Raw genomic sequence first — 22,617 nt, forward strand, 5'->3', positions numbered from 1 at the left:
TTGATATGAATAGACAAGCGAGAAGGCCATGCAGCCTCTGAAATATCTGGATGAGATGCTGCCGTGGAACGACAGGCTGCAAATGCTGGAATGCATTTCAGCCATCGAAGAAGCGCCAGATGTCATGACCTTCTCGTTCAAGACCGAGGAAGGCAACTGGTTCCGCTATACGCCGGGCCAGTTCGTCACGTTGGAACTGCCGCTGGAGCGAGCGGACGGTCTTGGCCCTGTGCTCAGAACCTATACGCTGTCATCCACGCCGTCGCGGCCCTACCATATTTCGGTGACCGTGAAGGCACAGAAGGACAGCATCGGCACGCGCTGGATGCTCGACAATCTGCGCCCGCCGATGAAGATCAAGGCCTACGGCCCGAATGGCGACTTTTCGCTGGCCAATCATCCGAGCGAAAAATACCTGTTCATCTCGGCTGGTTCCGGCATTACGCCGATGGTGTCCATGACCCGCTGGCTGTTCGACTGCGCACCGGGAACCGACATAGCCTTTATCAATTGTGCCCGCACACCGGACGACATTATTTTCCGCAAGGAACTGGAACTGCTTTCCGGCCGTATGGACGCCATGCGGCTGGCCTTCGTCGTCGAGCAATCCTCGGCCCGCCACGTCTGGCCGGGCCTGCACGGACGTATCGACCGTGCGCGGCTTGAATTGCTTGCGCCAGACTTCCAGAACCGCAAGGTATTCTGCTGTGGCCCGGAACCGTTCATGAACGGCGTGCGCGGATTGCTGGAACAATCCGGCTTCGACATGGCCAATTATCATCAGGAAAGCTTCCAGCCCGCGAGCGAGATTTCGTCAGTGCCTGTGCCAAGTGCATTGGCGCCCGCCTCGCCCGCTGCTGCTGCCGCCGCACCGGCAGCGCCTGCGGTGGCCGCAGCCAGTGTCGTCTTCAGCCTCTCGGGCATCGAAGTCGAATGCACCGAGAACGACACGATCCTGCTTGCAGCCCGCAATGGCGGCCTGAAAATACCGAGCGCCTGCGAATTCGGCATTTGCGGCACATGCAAGGTGAAGTGCCTCGGCGGCGAGACCGAGATGAACCACAATGGCGGCATCCGCGATGATGAAATCGCGGAAGGCTACATTCTCGCCTGTTGCAGCCGTCCGCGCGGTCGCGTGGAGATCGACGCCTAAATCAAGCTTTCTTCAGGAACTCGGTCCTCAGTACGAGGCCCTTGACCTGTTTGGTGCTGCAATCGACTTCGGCGGGGTTTCCCGTCAGGCGGATGCCCTTGACCATCGTGCCGCGCTTCAGCGTGGTCGAGGTTCCCTTGACCTTCAGATCCTTAATCAGCGTGACGGAATCGCCGTCATTCAATTGCGTGCCGTTGCTGTCGCGCGTGATTTCGTCTGTCATGGTGATCCCTGCCTTTATTGTCACTGCCAAGCGCGGTCCCTAGCACCCTTATCCATGTTATACCAGAACGTGCATATTCGCTGGTTTCGGGAAAACGGGCTGATTATAGTCGCTGTGAAAAAGCTGGAAATGAAGCAGGAGCGCTTATGATCGGTCATGCCCTTATTGTCGTCGATGTCCAGAACGACTTCTGCCCCGGCGGCGCGCTGGCCGTCGCGCATGGCGACGAAATCCTGCCTGCCGTCAATCGTCTGATCGATGAAAGCGAACATGTCATTCTGACACAGGACTGGCACCCGGCGGGTCATTCAAGCTTTGCCAGCACCCACCCGGGCAAGGCCCCTTTCGAGATGGTCGAGATGCCCTACGGGCCGCAAACGCTCTGGCCCGACCATTGCGTGCAAGGCGGCCACGGTGCGGATTTTCACCCCGCCCTGCAATGGACACGGGCGCAACTGGTGATCCGCAAAGGCTTCCGTTTCGGTATCGACAGCTACTCCGCCTTTTTCGAAAACGACCGTGAAACGCCGACCGGCCTTGGCGGATATTTACGCGAACGCAGCATTGGGTCGCTGACGCTGGCTGGTCTCGCAACCGATTTCTGCGTCGCTTATTCCGCGCTCGACGCGGTTGCGCAAGGTTTTCAGGTGCGCGTGCAGCTCGATGCCTGCCGCGGCATCGACCTCAACGGTTCCATCAGCAGCATGCTGGAAAAGATGAAGCAGGCTGGCGTCGAACTGATCGACGAGCCTGCTTTAGCCGCACATTTACTCTAACTCTCCATCGGGCATGACCACGTAGATCAGCACGGCAATGATGGTGATGAAGAAGCGGAAGGCCGATTCGATGCCATTCCACGTCTGTGACATCCACATGCCGAACCACTCGCCGCCCATCGAGATAAAGCCGACCTGCCAGACCAGAAAGCCAAGTGAAAGCCCGGCAATGGCCCATTTCTTGGAACGGTTGAAGCTGGCAGCGCGATCGGTCAGCCGCCCCAGCATCGCGAAGGTGCCGATCCAGCACAGGATGGCGGTCAGCGTTTCAGCGGCAATAATCAGAATATAACCCGCGTGATGCAGGGTTGGATTATCGATGGCGCGATATTTAATCGATGCATCGGGAAAGATCGTGTCCATCATCAGCACATGCTGGACGAATGCGAAATTGGTGCCGTAATCGGTGATGTTGCCGAAGGCCACCAGCGTGGCAAAGAAAGCGATTGCCGCTACGAAAGCGGTCTTGCTCAAACGGGTAACGACCATGAATGTCCCCTTCAGTTTGACCGCAGCCGACCGACCTCACAGTTCCCCCGGACTGGCCGCAGCACGTTAAGCGCATAGTGAGCGCAGAGCTGAGGCTCATCAATTCTGGCGATTCGGTCAAGCGGGTCGACAATTATGGCTTACCCTGCCCGATCCGGAACGCAAACAAAAAGGGCGGCTTGAAGCCGCCCATTCCAATCATTGGTATCGAAGCTTAATGGCCAGTGGCCTCTTCGCTTTCATCCTGCCAGTGCGGATTAAGCCGGTTATAGCGCAGCGACGACATGAAGGAGAGACCGATCAGAACCGCGCCAATCAGGCCGGTAATGACTTCCGGTATATGAACCAGCGTCTGTACATACATGACCACCGCCAGAACCATGATGGCGTAAAACGCGCCATGTTCCAGATAGCGGTATTGGCCGAGTGTCTTGCGCTCAACCAGCATGATTGTGAGCGAGCGCACATAAAAGGCGCCGATGCCAAGGCCGATTGCGATGATGAAGAGGTTCGTCGTCAGCGCGAATGCGCCGATAACGCCGTCGAACGAGAAGCTTGCATCAAGCACTTCGAGATAGATGAAAGCGCCCAGACCGCCGCGATGGACCATGTCCATCTGCTCCTGCGTGGCATCCAGCACTTCACCCAGACCTTCAACCGCCAGGAAGGTCAGGAGGCCGAACAGGCCCGCAACGAGGAACGTATGCGCGTGAACCGCATCGAGCTGGTAGGAGAAAAACAGGATAAGCGCGATGGCCACGCCGATTTCCACGCCCTGCACGGATGCGAATTTGGACATGCGGCTTTCGATTGCCTTGATCCAGTGCACATCCTTTTCGACGTCGAAGAAATACTTCATGCCGACCATCAGCAGGAATGTACCGCCGAAAGCCGCTATACCCGTATGGGATTCGGCAATGACCCGAGCATATTCATTCGGCTGCCAGATGGCGAGTTTGAGCGCTGAAATCGGATCGGTCCACATGGCGACCGCGACGATAGCCAGTGGGAAAATGATGCGCATGCCGAAAACGGCGATGATGATGCCCCATGTCAGGAAGCGATGCTGCCATTCGGGTGTCATGTCACGCAGAATGCGCGCATTTACAATCGCATTGTCGAATGAGAGCGATATCTCAAGAACGCTCAAGACAGCGCAGATGATGAAGACGGAGACCATCCCCCCAAAGGTGCCGGTCATCTCGTATCCGAGCCAGACGGCAGCCGCGAGACCCACGACTGTAAAAATCATGGGCCATATAAAATAACGTAGGGTGGCCATTGCAAACCGTTAAATTGTTCATCTCTCAACGAAGCCCTCTCCCGACATCGACAAAAAGCGACGCCGTTCCCCGTTCAGGCTTTAACCCTATGTAAGAGCCGACAAATCCCCAAACAAGGGAAACAAAGGCAAAATTTTGTTCATGTGTGTGGAAATGCATTCTGCGAGGAGAGACCCGGCAATTTCGCTTTTCATATTCTCAAATTGTTCAATAGGCCTATCTATAGTGACGGGTGGGGCGTCGGACTTAGATCTCTTTGAAGCAAGCCGCTTCGAACCACACCGAATATCAATGAGGACCATCGCACTATGCTTCTTCCAGAAGAGCTTCAGCGCCGGATAGAAAAAAGCCTCGCGGAAGGCGGCTTTACACCGGCGGAAATGCTGCTGCGTCGCGCACACCATCTGTCCCTCGACAAGACGAACGGTTCAGGCGCAGCCGCGGACACCATGCTCAGGGAAGCTGGTTTTTGCATTGGCGCCAATGACCTGACCGAGGTCATTGAAAAAAAACCTTGGCTTCTGGAAGTTATCCTTCAGGGTGTCAATCGCAAGCCCGGCGGTAATACGGGCCATCACTAGTTCAAACGCACGGAACGCGTCACGCATCCGCTTTTCTTCCCCACCCCATGCCCTATATCGCGCTACGGGGCGTTGCACGCCAATCCGTTCCGATCCTGCATTGAAACGAAGACACCACAGGGGCCATCCATGACGATATTGAAACGTTCTTTTGCCGCCACATGCACGGCGATGCTTGTGGCAGGCAGCATGATTGCTGCTCCTGTCGCCGAGGCTTGCACGCGCCTCGTCTATCACGGCGCCAATGATCAGATCATCACAGCCCGCTCCATGGACTGGAAAGTCGACGTCGCGACCAATCTATGGATTTTTCCACGCGGCATGAAGCGCTCCGGCGAAGCCGGGCCGAATTCCGTCCAGTGGCAATCCAAATATGGCAGCGTCATCGCCTCCGGCTACGATATTTCGACCACCGACGGCCTCAATGAAGCCGGGCTTTCGGCAAGCGTGCTCTGGCTGGTGGAATCGGAATATCCGCCCTTCGATGAAAAGCACCCAAGCCTCAGCATCGCCGCCTGGGCGCAATATGTCCTCGACAATTTCGCGACCGTCGATGAAGCCGTCAAAGCGCTGAGCGACAACCCGTTCAATATCGTAACCGACAAGGTGCCGGGCGAAGATCGTCTCGCCACGCTGCATCTCGCAATGTCTGATTCCAGCGGCGACAGCGCCATCATCGAATATATCGATGGAAAACAGGTCATCCATCACGGCAAGCAATATCCGGTGATGACCAATTCGCCCACTTTCGATCAGCAGCTTGCGCTGAACGCCTATTGGAAAGATATCGGCGGAACGGTCATGCTGCCGGGCACCAATCGCGCCGCTGACCGCTTTGCCCGGGCGTCTTTCTACGTCGATGCCATTCCCAAAACGGAAGACCCGGTGAAGACCATTGCCAGCGTGTTCAGCGTGATTCGAAATGTCTCGGTGCCGTTCGGCATCAGCACACCCGATCAGCCCAATATTTCATCGACCCGCTGGCGCACCGTGGCCGACCACAAGCGCAAGCTCTATTTCTTTGAATCCGCGCTGACGCCGAATACATTCTGGATGGACCTGAACAAGATCGATTTTTCACCCGAAACCGGCAAGGTGAAGAAGCTTGATCTCGGCCCCGACCAGACCCATACATTCTCCGGCATGGCCAATGATCAGTTCAAGGAAACCGAACCGTTCACGTTCCTCGGCCTCTAGAGCATTTCCAGCAAAAGTGCGTAGCGGTTTTGCGTAGGATAATGCGTAAAAACAAATAGATAGAGTGGTTCCACGATTCCGTTTTAATCGGAACCGCTCTAATGCCACAGAACCCCAGACCCCGCCATGGCGGGGTCTTTCTTTCTGGTGGCTGTATCAACAGCCATCCACGCGCTGGAGCGATGCTGACAGCCCGATCAGCGAGAATGTATAGCGCGTCTGCGTGCCACGCGCTGAGACCGCCTGCACATTGACCGTCTTGCCCGCGCGCATTGCCTGCATGATCCGCGTTTCATCGGCGACATTCTCCGCCCAGGCGCGATTGCCTTCGCTGAAGAATGGAAACGCAGTGCCATCAACCATGACATTCACGGCCTTGTCCGACTTGAGATCATAGCCCATGACGAGCTGTGGACTGTACTGTCCGCTTGCCTTGGAAATAATAATGAAATTATCGCCGTGCCTGACATCTACGGGGTGAAATTTAATCGGAACCGTCAAAGCATAGCATTTGTTACCGGGAAGATCAGTGTTTTGATAAACACCCCAGTCCCTGAATTCTCCGATATAATTCGTCTTTGCCGTAGCCACGAGAGAACTCGCCACCAACCCTGCCAGCGCTAACGCAACGGTGGTTGCATTTTTCCTCATCGCCCAAAACCTCCATAATATTACAAAATCACGCTTATTTAAAAATTATAACATTGCGTTACTATTTCCTTAACAAACGCCTAAAAATTTGTTGAAAATTTGAGAGGCTAATCCGCCATTCGCGCACGGCCAACCGTTGCGAAATCAACCCGACAGAGCGGGTCGCGGATATGATCCAAGAATGATGAACGCGCTGAGGTTTGGACAAGCGCAGACGGCAAGAAGCCCAGCCTTCGTAACACGAAGGCTGTTTTGCAAGTCTTTGCTTTTAAAGGAAATGGTGGGCCCGGAGGGACTCGAACCCCCAACCAAGCGGTTATGAGCCGCCGGCTCTAACCAATTGAGCTACAGGCCCCACGCAACACTGGACCTACCCTAAAGAAACGGAAGATACAACTGTCAAATCTGCCAGTCGCCCTAATGCGCACATATTCGATTGCGATGCATGGCGTCGGACGCCAAGACAGTCAGGATTCGAAGCTCTCGGTTGCATTAAACCGGCATTTCTATTCTTATATCATGGCGACGCGCATGAGAGGGAACTTAAGAAACAAACGATTTCAACGATAAAGCGAACCGGCAAATCCGGAGCGCTCACAATAAGCTGCCTCAACTTTCTCTACAGGAGATTTCATGAAAAACCGCGCTACCACTCTTATCGCAGCCTCTTTTTCGGCAATCATGCTTGCAGGTGCCCTGGCCCTGCCCGCCGCAGCCCAGGAGAACCAGATGTCGAGACAGCCTGCGCGCATTGCCGTGACCGGTGAAGGCACCACCACCGCCGCACCCGACATGGCGATTCTCAATCTCACTGTGCTGCGCGAAGCCCAGACCGCCCGCGAAGCCATGACTGCCAATAACGAGGCCATGACCAAGGTTCTGGACGCCATGAAAAAGGCAGGCATCGAGGAACGTGATCTCCAGACCGGCGGCATCAATATTCAGCCGCGTTATGTCTTCCCTGATGACAAGAACGGTCTCAAGGAGCCAAACATCACGAGCTATGCGGTCACCAACAGCCTGACCGTGCGCGTTCGCGATCTCACCAAGGTTGGTGAAATCCTCGACCAGTCGATCACGCTTGGCGTCAATCAGGGCGGCGATCTGAACTTCGTCAACGACAACCCGTCCGCGACCATCAATGAAGCCCGCAAGCGCGCTGTGGCCGACGCTGTCGCCAAGGCCAAGACGCTTGCCGATGCTGCTGGCGTCGGTCTCGGTCGTGTTATTGAAATCTCCGAACAGGGCCGTCCGCCCATGCCGATGCCAATCGCACGCGGCCAGTTCAAGACGATGGCTGCCGCGGCTCCGGAGGATTCGGTTCCTGTCGCAGCCGGTGAAAACAGCTTCAACGTTTCGGTCAATGTCGTATTCGAGATCAAGGAATAACGGCAGGTTCGGTCCAGCGAAAAGAGGCGCAATGCGCCTCTTTTTTATTCGACTGTTTCCGACATAAAAAAGCCGGGCTGAGTGGATCAGCCCGGCTTTTGTTCATTGTGTTCGATCAGCGGATGATCGGGCAGCCGCGTGCATTGGCGAATACGACACCGCCAGGACGGCCATGACGATAGCCGCGCACCTGAACGGATTTGCCACGATACACAACGCGCGCATTGCGAATGCCCATGCGATTTGCCTTCATCTTGGCAGCTTCAACCGAGCAAGCAGGACCGCGATAGACCGGGCGTCCATGATGCGGACGACCGCGATAATCGACATTAACAACAGCTCCATGTGCAGCAGTGCTGACAGCCGGTGCCGTCATCGGAGACGCGGCATTCGCCGATGCGCCGACCGTAAAGACGGCGGCAAGACCGAGTGCAGCGGTAACGGCAAACGACTTGAGCGAAATAGCGGACATGTTGAACCTCTTCCAATTGAGTGTCAGGCCCTCCGCCTGAGACACCCGATCATTAGCCCCCGGAAGATGAACGAAAAAGAAAGCTGCCGTTCATCTGCCATTCAGCAAAAACGAAAGCAATGAAAGGTGGCCTAAAAAAGGCATTAAATTCAATCAATTAGGATGAATAAAAAGCTCTTTTATCTCTCTGAACCGAATAATTAAATTTAAGCAATGTTATAAATTAGAGCGCGTCTCGATCAGGCATAACCATGTGATCGAGATAATCTTCTTCGTCTTCCATGTCGTGATCGAAGGCGGTTACCTTGCCGCGCACGGAAATCCCCGCCTCATGCACAGTGTCCCGCGAACCGGAAACCAGCGGATGCCACCAATAGAGGTCGGAGCCTTCGGCAACGAGGCGATAGGCGCAGGTCACCGGCAGCCAGTTCACTTCATCTACGATTTTTGGCGTCAGGAATACGCAATCCGGCACGGTAGCCCTGCGGTTTGGATAATCGCGACACTGGCAGGTTTCCGGGTTGAGCAGCGTGCAGGCTACGCTTGTCCAATAAATCTCGTCGGTATCGTCGTCCAGCAACTTATGCAGACAGCACTGGCCACAACCATCGCACAGGCTTTCCCACTCGCTGCGGGTCAGCTGATTGAGCTTTTTGGTTTTCCAGAAGGGTTTGTCGGTCATGATTGAGCCTATAACGGAATTATGTCGGGAATGGCGTGGACAAATCGCCGCCCTGACTGCAGCTGATGAGTACTGCTAATTGACTATTGAAAGCCCCGCCTGCGTGGGCTAAGTCACAAGAGTCATCCCAATGATCGTAAGCGTCTAACGTCAGGCAACGCATCAACCGACCGGAAACGGCCGTCGATGCACTGATCGTTGCCTTCCGCTTTCCGCTCTGAATTTCAGGTACTATTATGTCAAATTCTGACACGCCGCGTCGCAGAAAGCTGCCAGCGCGTTACGCTTCTATCGTCATGCCGCTCATTCTTTCGATGCTGATGACGCTTGTGGTTTCCCTGATCGCCACAGCAAAAAGTCTCGGTTTCGCCCATCCCGAACTCGCATCCAACTGGATGAGTTCATGGGTGGTTTCGTGGATCGTGGCTTTCCCTGTTCTGCTGATGCTTTTGCCGATTGTGCGCAGAATGGTTGCCTTTGTGTGCCATCCGCACTGATCTAGAGCATTTCCAGCAAAAGTGCGTAGCGGTTTTGCGTGGGATAATGCGTAAAAACAAATAGATAGAGCGGTTCCACGATTCCGTTTTAACCGGATCCGCTCTAATCAGCGGGACAAACCAATAAAAAGCGCCGCGCATGGGTACATGCGCGGCGCTTTCTTTTGAAATGGAGACGATTAGCGGAAGATATGCTCGCCCTGCTCGTCAACGATCTGGCGACCCTTGTTCAGCGCAATGCTGGCGGCATCTTCGATGCCGGGGCAACGGTCGGCGCGAACGAAGCGATATTCCTTCAGCTCACCATTGATCGTTTTGGAGATCACACCGCACACCTGATACTGACCGCCCTCGCTGTAAGGCGTGGCGACGATCAGAAAATCCTTGTGCTCGGTACGACCGGCCTCTTTCGGCTCCGCTGATGTCTCAGCAGCTTCTCCACCGCCGCCGAACAGGCGCTTCAAAAACGACATGGTGCTCCCCTTTTTTAAGAATCGAGGAACGAACGCAGCTTGCGCGAACGGCTCGGATGCTTGAGCTTGCGCAGTGCCTTCGCTTCGATCTGACGGATACGTTCGCGGGTAACCGAGAACTGCTGACCGACTTCTTCGAGCGTGTGGTCGGTGTTCATGCCGATACCGAAGCGCATACGCAGAACGCGTTCTTCACGTGGCGTCAGCGAAGCCAGAACACGGGTCGTCGTATCGCGCAGGTTCGCCTGAATGGCGGCGTCGATCGGCAGAAGCGCGTTCTTGTCCTCGATGAAATCGCCCAGATGTGAATCTTCCTCGTCGCCAACCGGCGTTTCGAGAGAGATCGGCTCCTTGGCGATCTTCAGCACCTTGCGCACTTTTTCGAGCGGCATGGCAAGCTTTTCCGCCAGTTCTTCCGGCGTCGGCTCGCGACCGATTTCGTGCAGCATCTGGCGCGACGTGCGGACGATCTTGTTGATCGTTTCGATCATGTGCACCGGAATACGGATGGTGCGCGCCTGATCAGCAATCGAACGGGTGATTGCCTGACGAATCCACCAGGTCGCATAGGTCGAGAACTTGTAACCACGACGGTATTCGAACTTGTCGACCGCCTTCATCAGGCCAATATTGCCTTCCTGAATGAGATCGAGGAACTGAAGACCACGGTTCGTGTACTTCTTGGCGATGGAAATCACGAGACGCAGATTGGCCTCGACCATTTCCTTCTTGGCGATGCTGGCTTCGCGTTCGCCCTTCTGCACCTGATTGACGATGCGGCGGAATTCGCCGATCGAAATCGCGGTTTCAGTGGCGAGGTTCTGAATTTCGCTGCGCAGACGGGCAATTGTGCCCACTTCCTTGTTGGCGAAGTCCTTCCAGCCGCGAGCCGACAGCAGACCAACGCGCTCAACCCAGTTCGGATCAAGTTCGTGGCCCTGATATTCCTTGAGGAATTCATCGCGACGTACGCCAAAGGATTCAGCAAGACGCAGAAGCTTGCCTTCGTTCTGAACCAGACGCTTGTTGATATCGTAAAGCTGTTCGACCAGCTGTTCGATACGGTTCTGGTTGAGAGAGAGCGACTTCACGGCAGTGATCAGCTCGTCTTTCAGTTCCTTGTAGCGGCGCTCCTGGCTGGAGGAGAGTTCGCCGGTCGCGGCCAGACGGCCCTCAACCTGCTGATCCTGCAGCTTGCGCAGCTTCTTATAGGTATCGGCGATGAGGTCGAGCGTTTCCATGACCTGCGGGCGCAGTTCGGCTTCCATAGCCGCCAGCGACAGGTTGGCTTCGTCTTCGTCCTCTTCTTCCTCTTCCACCGGCATGTCGCCGCCGACATTGGTGATGTCGTCGTCGTCACGCGAACGGCGCACAGGCTTGTCGTCGCGCGGGCGTTCTTCTTCCACACGCTCGATGACCGGGGCCTGCTTGGCTTCCGGACCGGCATAGGTGGTTTCGAGGTCGATGATTTCGCGCAGGAGAATGTTGGATTCGTTCAGCTGATCGCGCCAGATGATAATGGCCTGGAAGGTCAACGGGCTTTCGCACAGCCCGGCAATCATCGTTTCGCGACCGGCTTCGATGCGCTTTGCAATGGCGATTTCGCCTTCGCGCGACAGAAGCTCCACCGAACCCATTTCGCGCAGATACATGCGCACGGGATCGTCGGTACGGTCGGTCGGCTCTTTCTTGGTCGTCGTGGTGGCAACGGCAGTGCCACTGGTCTCGACCAGATCGCCGCCTTCTTCCGCGTCGTCGTCGTTGTTGTTTTCTTCGCGATCGTTGTCTTGCTCGTCGTCTTCAACGACGTTGATGCCCATGTCGGAAAGCATGGCCATGGTGTCTTCGATCTGTTCCGACGTCACTTCCTCGGAAGGAAGAACGGCGTTCAGCTCGTCCATGGTCACATAGCCACGCTTCTTCGCGACCTTGATCATCTTCTTGACAGCATCGTCAGAAAGGTCGAGAAGCGGACCGTCGGCAGCACCTTCGCGCTCGACTTCGGCTTCTTCGTTTTCCTTAACCTTCGTTGCCATATGTTCTTCTCCAGGCGACCCCGGTCGCTTTTAAGATATATAGAGTGTCCGAACGGTTTTGCGAGACCGCAAGCCGCCGGTTGATTCTGCGAGTAGCTGATTTGCCGTTAATGGCGGATTAACCCTGCCCTCGGTATCAGACTCCATCGTGATCGATTTTCTGTGGGCAGATCCGGTGACCTCACGTCATCGCAACGGTTTTTTGCCCTTGTTCCGCATCTCGCTTCACACGGAGCAGAGGTATCGGAACATCATCGCTATCCGTTCTATCCTTGTTCGAACTGTCGTGATTCCGTCATTTACGCCATACGTCAAGAGCGACTCACCTGATTCGTCCTTAAAAAGCGAATCATTTGTTGTCGCGGCCTATCCGCGGGCTAATTAGAGCGCTATTGACCGTCTGCAACCCCGTAATCCCGGTGCTTTTCAATAAAGTGATTCGGCCTGCCGAATCAGAAACCGCCGGGTGAGCGTCCAGACGACAGACCAAACCCGTCAATCAGGGCTTCAGTCGCATCTGCCTTTAAAATCTGATTTTGTATGTCGATGAGGCGCGCATAAAGTTCGCCCGTCTCATCGGTTTCAAGAGCGGCCTCAACGGCTCGCAGCTCCTTATGTAGTGTGCGGGCGCGCTGATGCAAGTGAAGCGCCTGACGCAATGCTTCGCGTGCGTCATCTTCCGCTGCCAGTGCCGTTGCGGTCCAGAGCCTCGCACCTTTCACCGTCTGTTCCAGCGTTTCGATCAGATCGCGATGCCCGGCGCCGACCAGCGCGTGACGCATGGCCTCGCCGTTGTCCACATGGTCGGAGGCCAGAACATCGAGCATCGCCAGATGCAGTGTCTTCAACGCGTCATGCGCCAGATCAAGCCCGGCAATCGTTTCAAAATCTTCCTCGATCAAACGCGGATGGTTGAGCAGCGTCAGCACAATTGCCGTTTCCCGCAAGGGCGCATGGGTGCCTGCACCGGGACGTCCGCCCTTGACCAGCGTGGAGCGCACCAGACTGTCGGAGATTGCAAGACGTCCGCTGCCGCCCATGCCGGGACCACCGCGTCCACGTCCGTTGTCGTTGCGGCGGTTGAACGACCCATTGCGCTGGCCGTTCTGCTGCCGCCCCTGCCCGAAGAATGCCTGGGCGCGTTCGCGCATATCCTGACCATAATGGCGGCGAATATCCTCATTGGCGATGCGACTGGTGATTTCGCGCAGACGCGCTTCCAGTTCGGCGCGCCGTTCCGGCGTGTCGAACACACCGCCAATGGTTTCGCGCGTCCATATCATATCGACAAGCGGTCTGGCGTCACGCAGCACGGCATGGAATGCCGCCGGACCTTCCGCTTTGACCAGATCGTCGGGGTCCTGCCCTTCCGGCAAAAGCGCAAAACGCAACGACTTGCCCGGCTGCAAAGTCGGCAGACCAAGATCGGCAGCACGATAGGCGGCGCGAAGTCCCGCGCCGTCACCGTCAAAGCACAGGACTGGCTCGGGGCTGATGCGCCAGAGAAGTTCGAGCTGCTCTTCGGTCAGCGCGGTGCCGAGCGGCGCCACGACATGATGAATGCCTGCCTGCGCCAGCGCGATCACATCCATATAGCCTTCGACAGCGATGATCGGCTTGGCCGGTTCGCCGTTTTGCGGCTGACAGGCTTTGCGAGCGCGCAGGCCGTTATAAAGCACCCGCCCCTTGTGGAAGAGTTCGGTTTCCGGCGAGTTCAGATACTTGGCAGGTGCGTCCGCAGAAAGTGCACGACCGCCAAAGGCGATGATGCGTCCGCGCAGATCCTCGATCGGGAACATGACACGGTCGCGGAAGCGGTCATAGGAAACGGCAATGCCCTCGCCATGCACCACGAGACCGCAAGCCTCGATCTGTTCGCGCGATACGCCTTTGCCCGCCAGAAACTCTTTCAGGGCATTGCGCGATTCTGGCGCATAACCCATGCGGAATGCCTGCTGCGTCGCGCTGGAAAGCCCGCGGTCGCGCAGATAGGCGCGCGCCTTGGCACCGGCAGCACTCTGTAATTGTGCCTCGAAGAACTGCGTCGCCAGTTCCATGACATCGTAAAGCGTTGCGCGCTGTGCCTCGCGCTTTTCCATTTCAGGATCGCGCGCGGGCATCGGCACGCCCGCCATGTCGGCCACGCGCTCCACGGCTTCGGGGAAGCTCAAGCCTTCCAGTTCGGTCAGAAACTTGAAGTGATCGCCAGTCACGCCACAGCCGAAACAGTGGTAACGTCCCTTACGGTCCTCACAGTGGAAGCTCGGCGTGTTTTCGCCGTGGAAGGGACAGCAGGCCCAGAAATCGCCCTTCGGCGGATTGCTCTTTTTCCGGTCGAAAGAAACCCGCGCTCCGATCAGCGTCGAGATCGGTACGCGATCTCTGATCTCATCGAGAAAGGAGGGTGGGAAACGCATTGCGGGTGTCACTTCCAGATCAATCCTTAACATCAATATGCCCGTGGACCAGAGGGTCCCAGGCACGGCGATGTCTTCGGTGTTTGCAAACAGATTCTACATATAAGCACCGTCACCCCCGGCGTCCATCGCGCTTACTCCGCCCTCCCCGCTAATCACAGTCTTCTATGTGGTCGTTTCACAACCATGCATCTGTCATAAAACTGTCATATAACATTCACATTCAATTATGAGCTGTTGATTTTAGACGCGAATAAGCCCATATCTCTTGGATATTTCGTTAGCCGGAACATATTTTCTTCGTTTTGTGGAGATAATTCTAGCTTCCAACACCAACCACCAACCCGAAGGGATTTCGCCGTGAATGGTTCATTGGTCCTTTTGCACCTTGCTGGCGCTGTCGCCCTCCTCCTATGGGCCACCCGCATGGTGCGAACCGGGGTAGAGCGCGCCTATGGCGACCGCCTGCGCAGACGTTTGCGCAACCAGATGCAGAACCCGCTTCTATCGGTCGCCTTCGGTCTCGTGCTTGCCGTCGCCCTGCAAAGCTCTACCGCCGTGACGCTGCTGGTCGGTTCCTTCGTCGGATCGGGCTTCGTCAGTGGTGTCGCAGGTCTGATGGCCGTACGCGGTGGCGAACTCGGCTCGGCTCTGGTCGTCAAGATCCTGAGCTACGACCTGACCATTCTCGTTCCGCTCTGCCTTGTCATTGGCACCGGTATTTTCATGACCACCGAGCGCCGCGACTGGCGGCAGATCGGGCGCATTCTCGTGGGCATCGGCCTCTTGATCATGTCGCTGGAAATGACCGGACAGGCCACCGAACCGTTGCGCCAGAGCGAACTTCTGCCGGTGATCGTCGACTATCTGTCGAGCGACCCAATCACCACCTATCTGCTGGCCGCGCTGATGACATGGCTGTTCCATTCCAGCGTTGCAGCCGTCATTTTGCTGACCACATTCGCATCGCGCGGCCTCATCCATCCGGAACTGGCCGTGGTCATGGTGCTCGGCGTCAATCTGGGCTCCTCGATCATCGCGCCAATCCTCACCCGCAATGCCCCGCCTGAAACCCGCGTCGTGCCGCTCGGCAACCTCCTGATGCGTGGCGCGGGCTCGCTGGTCATGCTGGTGCTCTATGAAGCCTTCAAGCCGTCGATAGCTTTCCTCGGCACCGATCCTGTATCGCAGGTGGTCAACGCGCATATTCTGTTCAACGTGATCGTCATGTTGGCGGGTATTCCGCTCTCCGGACTGGTGCTGCGCACCACCGAAGCGCTCGTCAAGATCAATGCCGACAAGACTCCAGCACCCACACAGCCGCTGGAAATGGAAGAATATAGCGCACTCGACGCAGGCGTACTCAACCGCCCGTCGCAGGCGCTGGCCAATGCCACCCGCGAAGTGGTGGGCGTTTGCGATACGGTCGAAGTCATGCTGCGCCGCATCATTGATCTTTATGAAAAGCCGGATCAGGCCCGTATCAACGAGTTGGCCGCCCTTGATGACCGTGTGGACAAGAAACATGCGGCGATCAAGCTTTACCTCACCCGGCTTGCCTCACAGGATCTGAGCGAATTCGAAGCCCTCCGGATGCAGGAACTGCTCGGCGCTTGCGTGAAGCTTGAACAGGTTGGCGACATCATCGTGCGCAACATGCTGGCGCAAGTGCAGAAGAAGATGGACCACAAGCTGGAGTTTACCGAAGAAGGTTGGGAGGAACTCAGCCACTTCCACGCCATGGTTCTGGCCAATGCGCATCTGGCCTTCAACGTGGTCGTCTCGCGTGATGGACGCACGGCGCGCCAGCTCGTTCAGGAAAAGGACCGCCTACGCGAACTGGAGAAGCAGACAAGTCTGCGCCACTTCTCGCGTCTGCGCGAAGGCTCAACCCGCAGTATCGAGACCAGCACCATCCATCTCGATACCATCCGCGATTTGAAGCAGATCAACTCGCTTCTGGCTTCGATGGCCTATCCGGTACTGGAAGAACAGGGCCTCTTAAGCGAAACGCGCCTCAAGACCGTCAAGCAAAGCTGATCATGCGCAAATGAAGAGGCCCTCGCCATTGGCGAGGGCCTCTCGGTATCCAGTCAAATCGATGTTTACTGCAAAAGCGATTTCACCAGCGCGCTTGCCTTGGTGAAATCCATCTTGCCTGCATAGCGCTCCTTCAGGATGGCCATGCACTTGCCCATGTCGCGCAGACCCTGCGCACCGATTTCAGCGATGACGTCCTCGCAAGCCTTCTTCACTTCCTCCTCAGTCATCTGCTGCGGCAGAAACTCGGAGATGATGACGATTTCCTCGCGCTCGGCGTCGGCCAGCTCGATGCGACTGCCTTCTTCGTAGATGCGCGCTGATTCTTCGCGCTGCTTGACCATCTTGCCGAGAATACCCAGCAATTCCTCGTCTCCGACCGGGTCCTTACCAGCGGTGCGGTTGGCGATATCGCGGTCCTTCACGGCAGCCAGAATAAGGCGCAGCGTCGACGTGCGGCGCTTTTCCTGCGCCTTGAGCGCGGTTGTGAGGGCCTGGGAAATCTCCTGGCGAAGCATCGAATTGTCTCCTGACAGTGTTTGTTTCTTCTTACTCGCAACGTGACCCATAAAGCAATCGCGCGCAGTCATGAGCTGTCCGAACTACCCGTCCGGAGAACAATAACGCGATAATTATCGCGATTATTTCCCGAATGAGTGCGCGCGGACGATTGACCCAACGCTCAAGTTTCTCTATTGATCGAGGCTTAGCAGGACATCGGTACATGCTCGCAGTGGGAGATTTGAAATCCCCGCTGCCTTTTGGCGCATATATGACCCCGTCGCCTGTTGGCGCGTATATGACCATTGACGCTCCGTCTTTCAAGCCATTCGCCCGGTTACAGGGGTGAAGCTGGAGGGATGGAACATGAGCGTATGCTGAAAAGCTAAAACATTAAACGTGGCGCGGATTGCGTGTCGCAAGTTAAACAGGAGTGCAGATATGACCGAAACGACCCCGAAAACCGCACCCTGGACAACTGAAAAGCGAACCGCCGTTCTGGTTCTTGCTGACGGCACCGTGATCGAAGGCAAGGGCCTCGGCGCGACCGGCGCAATCGAAGCGGAAGTTGTCTTCAACACCGCGCTTACCGGTTACGAAGAAATCCTGACCGATCCGTCCTATGCCGGACAGATCGTCACCTTCACCTTCCCGCATATCGGCAATGTCGGCACCAATGTCGAAGATATCGAAGACCTGACGCCAGCCAACCGCCACGGCGCAGTCGGCGCGATCTTCAAGGCCGATATCACCGCACCGTCAAACTATCGCTCCAGCGAAGACCTCGACGCTTGGCTGAAGGCACGCGGCGTCATCGCGCTTGCAGGCATCGACACCCGCGCCCTCACTGCGCTGATCCGTGAACGCGGTGCGCAGAATGCCGTCATCGCGCATGACCCGAACGGCAAGTTCGACATCGACGCCTTGAAAGCGCGCGCTGCTAGCTGGAGCGGTCTGGAAAATCTCGACCTCGCCAAGGATGTCACCATCGGCCAAAGCCAGGTCTGGAACGAAACACCCTGGATCAAGGGCGAAAGCTTCGGCGAACTCGACAATCCGCAATATCATGTGGTCGCGCTCGATTTCGGCGTGAAGCGCAACATTCTGCGTCTGCTTGCAGGCCTCGGCGCGAAGGTGACGGTTCTGCCCGCAACGGCAACCGCCGATGACGTGCTGGCCTACAATCCTGACGGCGTATTCCTGTCGAACGGCCCGGGCGATCCGGCAGCCACCGGCGCATATGCCGTGCCGACCATCGCCAAGCTGGTTGACAGCGGCCTGCCGGTTTTCGGTATCTGCCTTGGACACCAGATGCTGGCGCTGGCACTTGGCGGCCGCACCGAGAAGATGCATCAGGGCCATCACGGCGCAAACCATCCGGTCAAGGATTACACGACCGGCAAGGTGGAAATCGTTTCCATGAACCACGGCTTTGCGGTCGATTCTGAATCGCTGCCGGACAATGTTGAAGAAACCCACGTCTCGCTTTTCGACGGCACCAATTGCGGTCTGCGCGTCATCGGCAAGCCGGTCTTCTCCGTGCAGCACCATCCGGAAGCTTCGCCCGGCCCGCAGGATTCGCACTACCTCTTCCGTCGGTTCATCAACCTCATCCGCGAAAAGAAGGGCGAAGCCCTTTTGCCGGAACGCGAACAGGCCGCGTGAATCAAAATCTGAGATTGTGCGGTTAACACATTGTTAGCAAATAAAAAGCCGGGGCAAACACCCCGGCTTTTTTGATGCGCATTTATAGCCTTTAGACATCCGCCATCTTCGGCTTTGGCTTGGGATGAACCCGCGCCACCACCACGACCAGCGCGATGAAGATCAGCCCTGCCCCAACCGCATAGGGCATACCGGCAAAATCAAACGGCGCGTTTGTTCCGGTAAAATGACTGAAGAGCTGCGTGAAAAGAAGTGGACCGATAATCGTCGTCATGCTCGAAACGCTGGTCAGCGCGCCCTGCAACTCGCCTTGCGCGGAAGGTGGAACCTTGCCCGCAGCGATACTGCGCAGCGGCGGATCGGCAAAGCCTTCCAGCGCCGTCATGAGAATGACCGCATAGACCATCCAGCCCTCCCATGCGATGGCATAACCGATCATACCCAGACAGGAAAAAAGCACACCGGTGATGGCCGTGCGACGCTCACCCAGAATAGGCAGTGCGCGTGGCAGCACCACCGCCATAACGAACGCCGTACCGATGCCGAACATGCCAAGCGATAGCCCGATCTGGGCTTCGTTCCAGTTGTAACGATAGGCCCCGACAAAGGCCCAGACCGACGGATAGACCGCATGGGCCAGCCAGTACAGGAAGAACACCGCCATAACCCAGCCGATACCGGGATAGCTACGCAGCTGCTTCAACGCGCCGAGCGGATTGGCACGCCCAATCTGGAAGCTGCGCCTGTTTTGCAGGGACAGCGTTTCCGGCAGCAGGAAGTATGCCAGCACGAAATTGATGAAAGACAGCAACGCCGCGCCGTAGAACGGAACGCGCGGGCCGAATTCACCCAGAAGTCCGCCCAGAACCGGGCCGAGCGCAAAGCCCACGCCGAAGGCAATGCCAATCAGGCCGAAATTGCGCGCGCGATTACTGTCATCGCTGACATCCGCAATATAGGCGGATGCTGTTGCAAAACTTGCACCGCTGATGCCCGCCAGCACGCGGCCAACAAACAGCATCCAGAATGAGGTTGCGAGCGCGCAGATGAGGTTGTCGATTGCAAAGGTCAGAATGGAGGCCAGCAGAACCGGCCGCCGTCCGAAACGGTCGCTGAGATTGCCGATCAGCGGCGCGAACAGAAACTGCATCGCCGCATAGACCAGCAGCAGCCAGCCGCCGTCCACGGCAGCCGTGCTGATATCTGCGCCGGTTAGTTCTTCGAGATAGGCCGGCAGAACCGGCATGATGATCGCGATCCCGATAATATCGAGAAACAGCGTCATGAAGACCAGCCAAAGGCCCCGCTTTACGAATTTGGGGTCAAGCATTGGAACACCTGAATATGCTCATGCGGATGTGCCGCAGGAAGCATCATGATTTGAATGTTGGAAAGGATCGCGCGTCATCGCCGCTCAAAGTTGAGCGTCACGCATGATTTGGATAAGGGCCGCGCCGACGCGAAACCTTTATAGGGAAAATTATTCTACGACAAGCCTGCTTGATACAGGTCGATGAAAATGATTCGAACCACTGTATACAGCATAAAGAAAAGGCGGCCGAAGCCGCCTTTTATGAAATGATCAGAACAGCTTAGATATCGCCGCTGAACGTATCGCAGGATTCGAGCTTGCCGGTATCAAAACCGCGCTTGAACCACTTGGCGCGCTGTGCCGATGTGCCGTGGCTGAAGCTTTCCGGCACGACATAACCCTGACTGCGACGCTGCAAGGTATCGTCGCCGATCTGGTGAGCCGCATTGAGCGCATCTTCAAGATCGCCCGCTTCCAGAATACCCTTCTGCTGGGTGTAATAACCCCAGATGCCCGCAAAGCAGTCGGCCTGAAGCTCCACACGAACCGACATCTGGTTGGCCTGCGCCTGATTCATCTGCTGGCGCATCTGGTTGAACTTCGGGAGAATGCCGAGCAAATTCTGGACATGATGCCCGACTTCATGCGCCAGCACATAGGCCTGCGCGAAATTGCCCGATGCGCCAAAGCGGTTCGCCAGTTCGTCATAGAAGCTTAGATCGATATAAAGCTTGCGGTCGCCGGGGCAGTAGAACGGCCCGGAGGCGGCAGAGGCAAAACCACAGGCCGAACGGACCTGACCGGTGAAAAGAACCATGGTCGGCTTGGTATAGGTCTGGCCGCGCGACTGGAAAATACCGCTCCAGACGTCTTCCGTCTCAGCGAGCACCGTGCGGGCAAACTGGGTCATCTCGTCATTGGCGACAGTTCCGCCCTCGGCAACCGTGCGGCCACTGGACTGCTGCTGTTGCGTCTGCACAGACGAACCCATGCCGCTATCGCCAAACAGAATCGGAATCGGATCGATACCGAAGGCGCGCAGCACGAAGAACATCACGATCAAAATGAGGATGCCGGAAATGCCGCCGCCGCGCACGACGCGGAAACCCGGTCCGCCACCACCGAAACCGCCGCCCTGGCCGCCTGAATCGCCACCACCGCCACGCTGGTCTTCCACATTGTCACTTTGCCTACGACCTTGCCAGCGCATACGCCCACTCCCTCAACACCGGCCGCAGCAAACCTGCGCGGCGCATCAATCAATCTCGTATAATTGTCGCATAAAGAGTTGCCACCGCAATATAAAAAGTAAATGGCAAGCCTCATCACAAACGGAGACTCGCCCGCAATATTTGCTTTCGGGAGTTTTCCTATCGAATGGCGCGAAACCTGTGCCTTAGAAATGAGCTTCCAAGCAAGACAGCCACGACCACCGCCGCACCTGTCGCAAGCTGCGAGACGCCAGCATCCGGAAACGCCACGGCATGCATGATGCGTCCCGGCAGGAAGGCAAAGAGCCCAGCCCCGACAATGCCAAGAAAATAGACCTGTCGCACGATTTTGCGATGCAGGTCAATCTCGCCCTGACGCGCAGCGATCACTGACCGGATGCATCCGCCGATAACCAGCACAGACAGGATATGTATCGGGCTGAAACCCCAGAACAGGTTGATCTGGTGTATGAAAAAGCTCGTCATCGCGGTGACAACCATCAACACCATCCAGATGCGCCCAAGATATTTGTGCAGTCGCGTACCCTTGCGGCGCAGAAGAATGAATGCGCCCAGCAAGGCTGCGGGTATGACGGTGGCGACGTGCAGCTGGACAGCAAGCGGTGCGTGGAGAAGCGGCTCGAAATTCATGGCAAGGCTCCGGTTGAATTTCGACCTTCCTTCGACAACACTGCGCTCGGCTCAATTGGAATGACGTGGAATGCAGGAAAACTTCGTGGCTGGCGGTATTGTGCAATTCGCGCTTCGTGAAATGACGGTCATTTTGCGCGCGCTCCGCCTCTGGATGACGTTTCTTGTGGTGGTGCTGATCTTCACGATAACGGCTGCACTGGGCACGGGTTCGATGCCCGTCGCCATCCGCTTCTTCTACTGGCTGCTGGTCCAGTTTGGCGGCTGGTCCATCGCCATTTTATTCGCTGTTCTGGCGGATTCCCTGCTGAAGCCATGGGTCGCCAGCACCTTTGCGCGCATGATGACAGGCGCGCTTCTGGCGGCGATTCCCATTGGCCTTTGGGTCGGCCTCGTCGATTATGGTTTTTTGACCAGAATTCCGACGTTCAGAACACTTGTCGGTAACATGGCGGTCTCGCTGCCGCTCAGCGCGCTCTTCTGCGTCCTTGCCTATCTGACGGTTCGCAAAGACATCGAAACCGTTTCAAGCACGAGCCCCGAAGCCCCTGCCCTTCTCAATCGCCTGCAACCGGGCAATCGCGGCCCGCTGCTGCGTCTGTCGGCGGATGATCATTACACGCAGGTCGTCACCAGCCGGGGCAAGGAACTCATCCTGATCCGCTTTTCCGATGCAGTAAAAGAAATCGGCGAAACGCCGGGTTTGCAAATCCACCGCTCGCATTGGGTGGCTGACGCTCATGTCGCAGAATTGCAGCGCGTCAATGGCGCGCTTAACGTCAAAACTCGCGACGGGACGCTGCTTCCCGTCAGCCGGTCGAGCCAGAAAACGGCGCTGGAGCGTTACCGCACCGGCGCGTCACCGAACAAGAAAACTGCGCTCGGCCAAGATTTTTCGTGAATGCCCGCATTTTCTTT

General features: G+C 56.6%; 22 protein-coding genes and 1 tRNA gene. 9 read left to right on the top strand and 14 right to left on the bottom strand.

Going from position 1 to position 22,617, the window contains the following annotated elements; genetic code table 11:
- Positions 1–28: 28 nt before the first annotated feature.
- A complete protein-coding gene (locus QBD01_RS19225) occupies positions 29–1,153 on the top strand; it encodes a hybrid-cluster NAD(P)-dependent oxidoreductase (RefSeq protein WP_280994128.1) in 1,125 nt (374 codons plus the stop codon).
- A 1-nt stretch (position 1,154) separates the two neighbouring features.
- Here the strand turns inward: QBD01_RS19225 and QBD01_RS19230 are convergent, their stop codons facing one another.
- Positions 1,155–1,376, bottom strand: a complete 222-nt coding sequence (locus QBD01_RS19230) for an alkylphosphonate utilization protein (protein ID WP_121536434.1) — start codon at positions 1,374–1,376, stop codon at positions 1,155–1,157.
- A gap of 146 nt (positions 1,377–1,522) precedes the next feature.
- Here QBD01_RS19230 and pncA point away from each other — a divergent pair, with 146 nt between their 5' ends.
- Entirely contained in the window at positions 1,523–2,152 is a 630-nt protein-coding gene (gene pncA / locus QBD01_RS19235; RefSeq protein WP_280994129.1) for a bifunctional nicotinamidase/pyrazinamidase, read from the top strand.
- Here pncA and QBD01_RS19240 read toward each other — a convergent pair.
- Both QBD01_RS19240 and QBD01_RS19245 read right to left on the bottom strand, forming a co-directional pair.
- The gene (locus QBD01_RS19240; protein ID WP_151589319.1) at positions 2,144–2,641 is read right to left on the bottom strand and encodes a DUF2165 family protein; all 498 of its coding nucleotides are present in this window, start codon (positions 2,639–2,641) and stop codon (positions 2,144–2,146) included. The genes pncA and QBD01_RS19240 overlap by 9 nt on opposite strands.
- A gap of 214 nt (positions 2,642–2,855) precedes the next feature.
- Entirely contained in the window at positions 2,856–3,923 is a 1,068-nt protein-coding gene (locus QBD01_RS19245) for a DUF475 domain-containing protein (protein WP_280994130.1), read from the bottom strand.
- A gap of 309 nt (positions 3,924–4,232) precedes the next feature.
- Here QBD01_RS19245 and QBD01_RS19250 point away from each other — a divergent pair, with 309 nt between their 5' ends.
- Complete coding sequence (locus tag QBD01_RS19250) at positions 4,233–4,505, top strand: hypothetical protein (RefSeq protein ID WP_280994131.1); 273 nt, start codon at positions 4,233–4,235, stop codon at positions 4,503–4,505.
- A gap of 129 nt (positions 4,506–4,634) precedes the next feature.
- On the top strand, positions 4,635–5,702 hold the full coding sequence (locus QBD01_RS19255) for a linear amide C-N hydrolase (protein WP_280994132.1): 1,068 nt from the start codon (positions 4,635–4,637) through the stop codon (positions 5,700–5,702).
- 156 nt (positions 5,703–5,858) lie between these two features.
- Here QBD01_RS19255 and QBD01_RS19260 read toward each other — a convergent pair whose 3' ends face one another.
- Positions 5,859–6,353, bottom strand: coding sequence for an invasion associated locus B family protein (locus QBD01_RS19260; RefSeq protein ID WP_280994133.1), 495 nt, complete (start codon positions 6,351–6,353; stop codon positions 5,859–5,861).
- Between the two features lie 278 nt (positions 6,354–6,631).
- Positions 6,632–6,708: transfer RNA gene (locus QBD01_RS19265), tRNA-Ile, on the bottom strand.
- Between the two features lie 278 nt (positions 6,709–6,986).
- Here QBD01_RS19265 and QBD01_RS19270 point away from each other — a divergent pair.
- Positions 6,987–7,742 carry an SIMPL domain-containing protein gene (locus tag QBD01_RS19270; RefSeq protein ID WP_182521019.1) on the top strand — a complete coding sequence of 252 codons (756 nt, stop codon included), beginning with the start codon at positions 6,987–6,989 and terminating at the stop codon, positions 7,740–7,742.
- 115 nt (positions 7,743–7,857) lie between these two features.
- Here QBD01_RS19270 and QBD01_RS19275 read toward each other — a convergent pair whose 3' ends face one another.
- Positions 7,858–8,214: an antifreeze protein gene (locus tag QBD01_RS19275; protein ID WP_280994134.1), complete on the bottom strand. Its 357-nt coding sequence runs from the start codon at positions 8,212–8,214 to the stop codon at positions 7,858–7,860.
- Between the two features lie 223 nt (positions 8,215–8,437).
- A complete protein-coding gene (locus tag QBD01_RS19280) occupies positions 8,438–8,896 on the bottom strand; it encodes a YcgN family cysteine cluster protein (RefSeq protein WP_138785212.1) in 459 nt (152 codons plus the stop codon).
- Between the two features lie 236 nt (positions 8,897–9,132).
- Between QBD01_RS19280 and QBD01_RS19285 the strand changes: the two genes are divergently transcribed.
- Complete coding sequence (locus QBD01_RS19285; protein ID WP_182521016.1) at positions 9,133–9,393, top strand: DUF2798 domain-containing protein; 261 nt, start codon at positions 9,133–9,135, stop codon at positions 9,391–9,393.
- Positions 9,394–9,572: 179 nt separating this feature from the next.
- On the opposite strand, the gene QBD01_RS19290 is transcribed toward QBD01_RS19285, so the two are convergent.
- From QBD01_RS19290 to dnaG, 3 genes are all read right to left on the bottom strand, one after another.
- Positions 9,573–9,866 carry an HlyU family transcriptional regulator gene (locus QBD01_RS19290; protein ID WP_182521015.1) on the bottom strand — a complete coding sequence of 98 codons (294 nt, stop codon included), beginning with the start codon at positions 9,864–9,866 and terminating at the stop codon, positions 9,573–9,575.
- 14 nt (positions 9,867–9,880) lie between these two features.
- Positions 9,881–11,902 carry an RNA polymerase sigma factor RpoD gene (gene rpoD / locus QBD01_RS19295; protein WP_280994135.1) on the bottom strand — a complete coding sequence of 674 codons (2,022 nt, stop codon included), beginning with the start codon at positions 11,900–11,902 and terminating at the stop codon, positions 9,881–9,883.
- Positions 11,903–12,354: 452 nt separating this feature from the next.
- Positions 12,355–14,319: a DNA primase gene (gene dnaG / locus QBD01_RS19300; protein ID WP_280994260.1), complete on the bottom strand. Its 1,965-nt coding sequence runs from the start codon at positions 14,317–14,319 to the stop codon at positions 12,355–12,357.
- Positions 14,320–14,679: 360 nt separating this feature from the next.
- Here dnaG and QBD01_RS19305 point away from each other — a divergent pair, with 360 nt between their 5' ends.
- Complete coding sequence (locus QBD01_RS19305; protein WP_280994136.1) at positions 14,680–16,359, top strand: Na/Pi cotransporter family protein; 1,680 nt, start codon at positions 14,680–14,682, stop codon at positions 16,357–16,359.
- Positions 16,360–16,424: 65 nt separating this feature from the next.
- Here QBD01_RS19305 and QBD01_RS19310 read toward each other — a convergent pair whose 3' ends face one another.
- Positions 16,425–16,877: a GatB/YqeY domain-containing protein gene (locus QBD01_RS19310; RefSeq protein ID WP_151589305.1), complete on the bottom strand. Its 453-nt coding sequence runs from the start codon at positions 16,875–16,877 to the stop codon at positions 16,425–16,427.
- 424 nt (positions 16,878–17,301) lie between these two features.
- On the opposite strand from QBD01_RS19310, the gene carA reads away from it, so the two are divergent.
- A complete protein-coding gene (carA, locus tag QBD01_RS19315; protein WP_280994137.1) occupies positions 17,302–18,525 on the top strand; it encodes a glutamine-hydrolyzing carbamoyl-phosphate synthase small subunit in 1,224 nt (407 codons plus the stop codon).
- A 91-nt stretch (positions 18,526–18,616) separates the two neighbouring features.
- Here carA and QBD01_RS19320 read toward each other — a convergent pair whose 3' ends face one another.
- The 3 genes from QBD01_RS19320 to QBD01_RS19330 all read right to left on the bottom strand — a co-directional run bounded on the left by QBD01_RS19320 (position 18,617) and on the right by QBD01_RS19330 (position 21,699).
- Positions 18,617–19,855 (bottom strand): TCR/Tet family MFS transporter, encoded by a 1,239-nt coding sequence (locus QBD01_RS19320; protein WP_280994138.1) that lies wholly within the window; start codon positions 19,853–19,855, stop codon positions 18,617–18,619.
- 262 nt (positions 19,856–20,117) lie between these two features.
- Entirely contained in the window at positions 20,118–21,047 is a 930-nt protein-coding gene (locus tag QBD01_RS19325) for a neutral zinc metallopeptidase (protein ID WP_280994139.1), read from the bottom strand.
- A gap of 160 nt (positions 21,048–21,207) precedes the next feature.
- The gene (locus tag QBD01_RS19330; RefSeq protein ID WP_280994140.1) at positions 21,208–21,699 is read right to left on the bottom strand and encodes a DUF2306 domain-containing protein; all 492 of its coding nucleotides are present in this window, start codon (positions 21,697–21,699) and stop codon (positions 21,208–21,210) included.
- 70 nt (positions 21,700–21,769) lie between these two features.
- Here QBD01_RS19330 and QBD01_RS19335 point away from each other — a divergent pair, with 70 nt between their 5' ends.
- Complete coding sequence (locus tag QBD01_RS19335; RefSeq protein ID WP_280994141.1) at positions 21,770–22,600, top strand: LytTR family DNA-binding domain-containing protein; 831 nt, start codon at positions 21,770–21,772, stop codon at positions 22,598–22,600.
- Positions 22,601–22,617: the final 17 nt, after the last annotated feature.

It is taken from the genome of Ochrobactrum sp. 19YEA23 (genome assembly GCF_029909865.1).
Lineage (GTDB): Bacteria > Pseudomonadota > Alphaproteobacteria > Rhizobiales > Rhizobiaceae > Brucella > Brucella gambitense.

Excerpts from the sequence above, each read along its gene's own strand:
- QBD01_RS19225 (WP_280994128.1), top strand. The coding sequence starts at position 29 with ATGCAGCCTCTGAAATATCTGGATGAGATGCTGCCGTGGAACGACAGG.
- QBD01_RS19230 (WP_121536434.1), bottom strand. The coding sequence starts at position 1,376 with ATGACAGACGAAATCACGCGCGACAGCAACGGCACGCAATTGAATGAC.
- pncA (WP_280994129.1), top strand. The coding sequence starts at position 1,523 with ATGATCGGTCATGCCCTTATTGTCGTCGATGTCCAGAACGACTTCTGC.
- QBD01_RS19240 (WP_151589319.1), bottom strand. The coding sequence starts at position 2,641 with ATGGTCGTTACCCGTTTGAGCAAGACCGCTTTCGTAGCGGCAATCGCT.
- QBD01_RS19245 (WP_280994130.1), bottom strand. The coding sequence starts at position 3,923 with ATGGCCACCCTACGTTATTTTATATGGCCCATGATTTTTACAGTCGTG.
- QBD01_RS19250 (WP_280994131.1), top strand. The coding sequence starts at position 4,233 with ATGCTTCTTCCAGAAGAGCTTCAGCGCCGGATAGAAAAAAGCCTCGCG.
- QBD01_RS19255 (WP_280994132.1), top strand. The coding sequence starts at position 4,635 with ATGACGATATTGAAACGTTCTTTTGCCGCCACATGCACGGCGATGCTT.
- QBD01_RS19260 (WP_280994133.1), bottom strand. The coding sequence starts at position 6,353 with ATGAGGAAAAATGCAACCACCGTTGCGTTAGCGCTGGCAGGGTTGGTG.
- QBD01_RS19270 (WP_182521019.1), top strand. The coding sequence starts at position 6,987 with ATGAAAAACCGCGCTACCACTCTTATCGCAGCCTCTTTTTCGGCAATC.
- QBD01_RS19275 (WP_280994134.1), bottom strand. The coding sequence starts at position 8,214 with ATGTCCGCTATTTCGCTCAAGTCGTTTGCCGTTACCGCTGCACTCGGT.
- QBD01_RS19280 (WP_138785212.1), bottom strand. The coding sequence starts at position 8,896 with ATGACCGACAAACCCTTCTGGAAAACCAAAAAGCTCAATCAGCTGACC.
- QBD01_RS19285 (WP_182521016.1), top strand. The coding sequence starts at position 9,133 with ATGTCAAATTCTGACACGCCGCGTCGCAGAAAGCTGCCAGCGCGTTAC.
- QBD01_RS19290 (WP_182521015.1), bottom strand. The coding sequence starts at position 9,866 with ATGTCGTTTTTGAAGCGCCTGTTCGGCGGCGGTGGAGAAGCTGCTGAG.
- rpoD (WP_280994135.1), bottom strand. The coding sequence starts at position 11,902 with ATGGCAACGAAGGTTAAGGAAAACGAAGAAGCCGAAGTCGAGCGCGAA.
- dnaG (WP_280994260.1), bottom strand. The coding sequence starts at position 14,319 with ATGCGTTTCCCACCCTCCTTTCTCGATGAGATCAGAGATCGCGTACCG.
- QBD01_RS19310 (WP_151589305.1), bottom strand. The coding sequence starts at position 16,877 with ATGCTTCGCCAGGAGATTTCCCAGGCCCTCACAACCGCGCTCAAGGCG.
- carA (WP_280994137.1), top strand. The coding sequence starts at position 17,302 with ATGACCGAAACGACCCCGAAAACCGCACCCTGGACAACTGAAAAGCGA.
- QBD01_RS19320 (WP_280994138.1), bottom strand. The coding sequence starts at position 19,855 with ATGCTTGACCCCAAATTCGTAAAGCGGGGCCTTTGGCTGGTCTTCATG.
- QBD01_RS19325 (WP_280994139.1), bottom strand. The coding sequence starts at position 21,047 with ATGCGCTGGCAAGGTCGTAGGCAAAGTGACAATGTGGAAGACCAGCGT.
- QBD01_RS19330 (WP_280994140.1), bottom strand. The coding sequence starts at position 21,699 with ATGAATTTCGAGCCGCTTCTCCACGCACCGCTTGCTGTCCAGCTGCAC.
- QBD01_RS19335 (WP_280994141.1), top strand. The coding sequence starts at position 21,770 with ATGCAGGAAAACTTCGTGGCTGGCGGTATTGTGCAATTCGCGCTTCGT.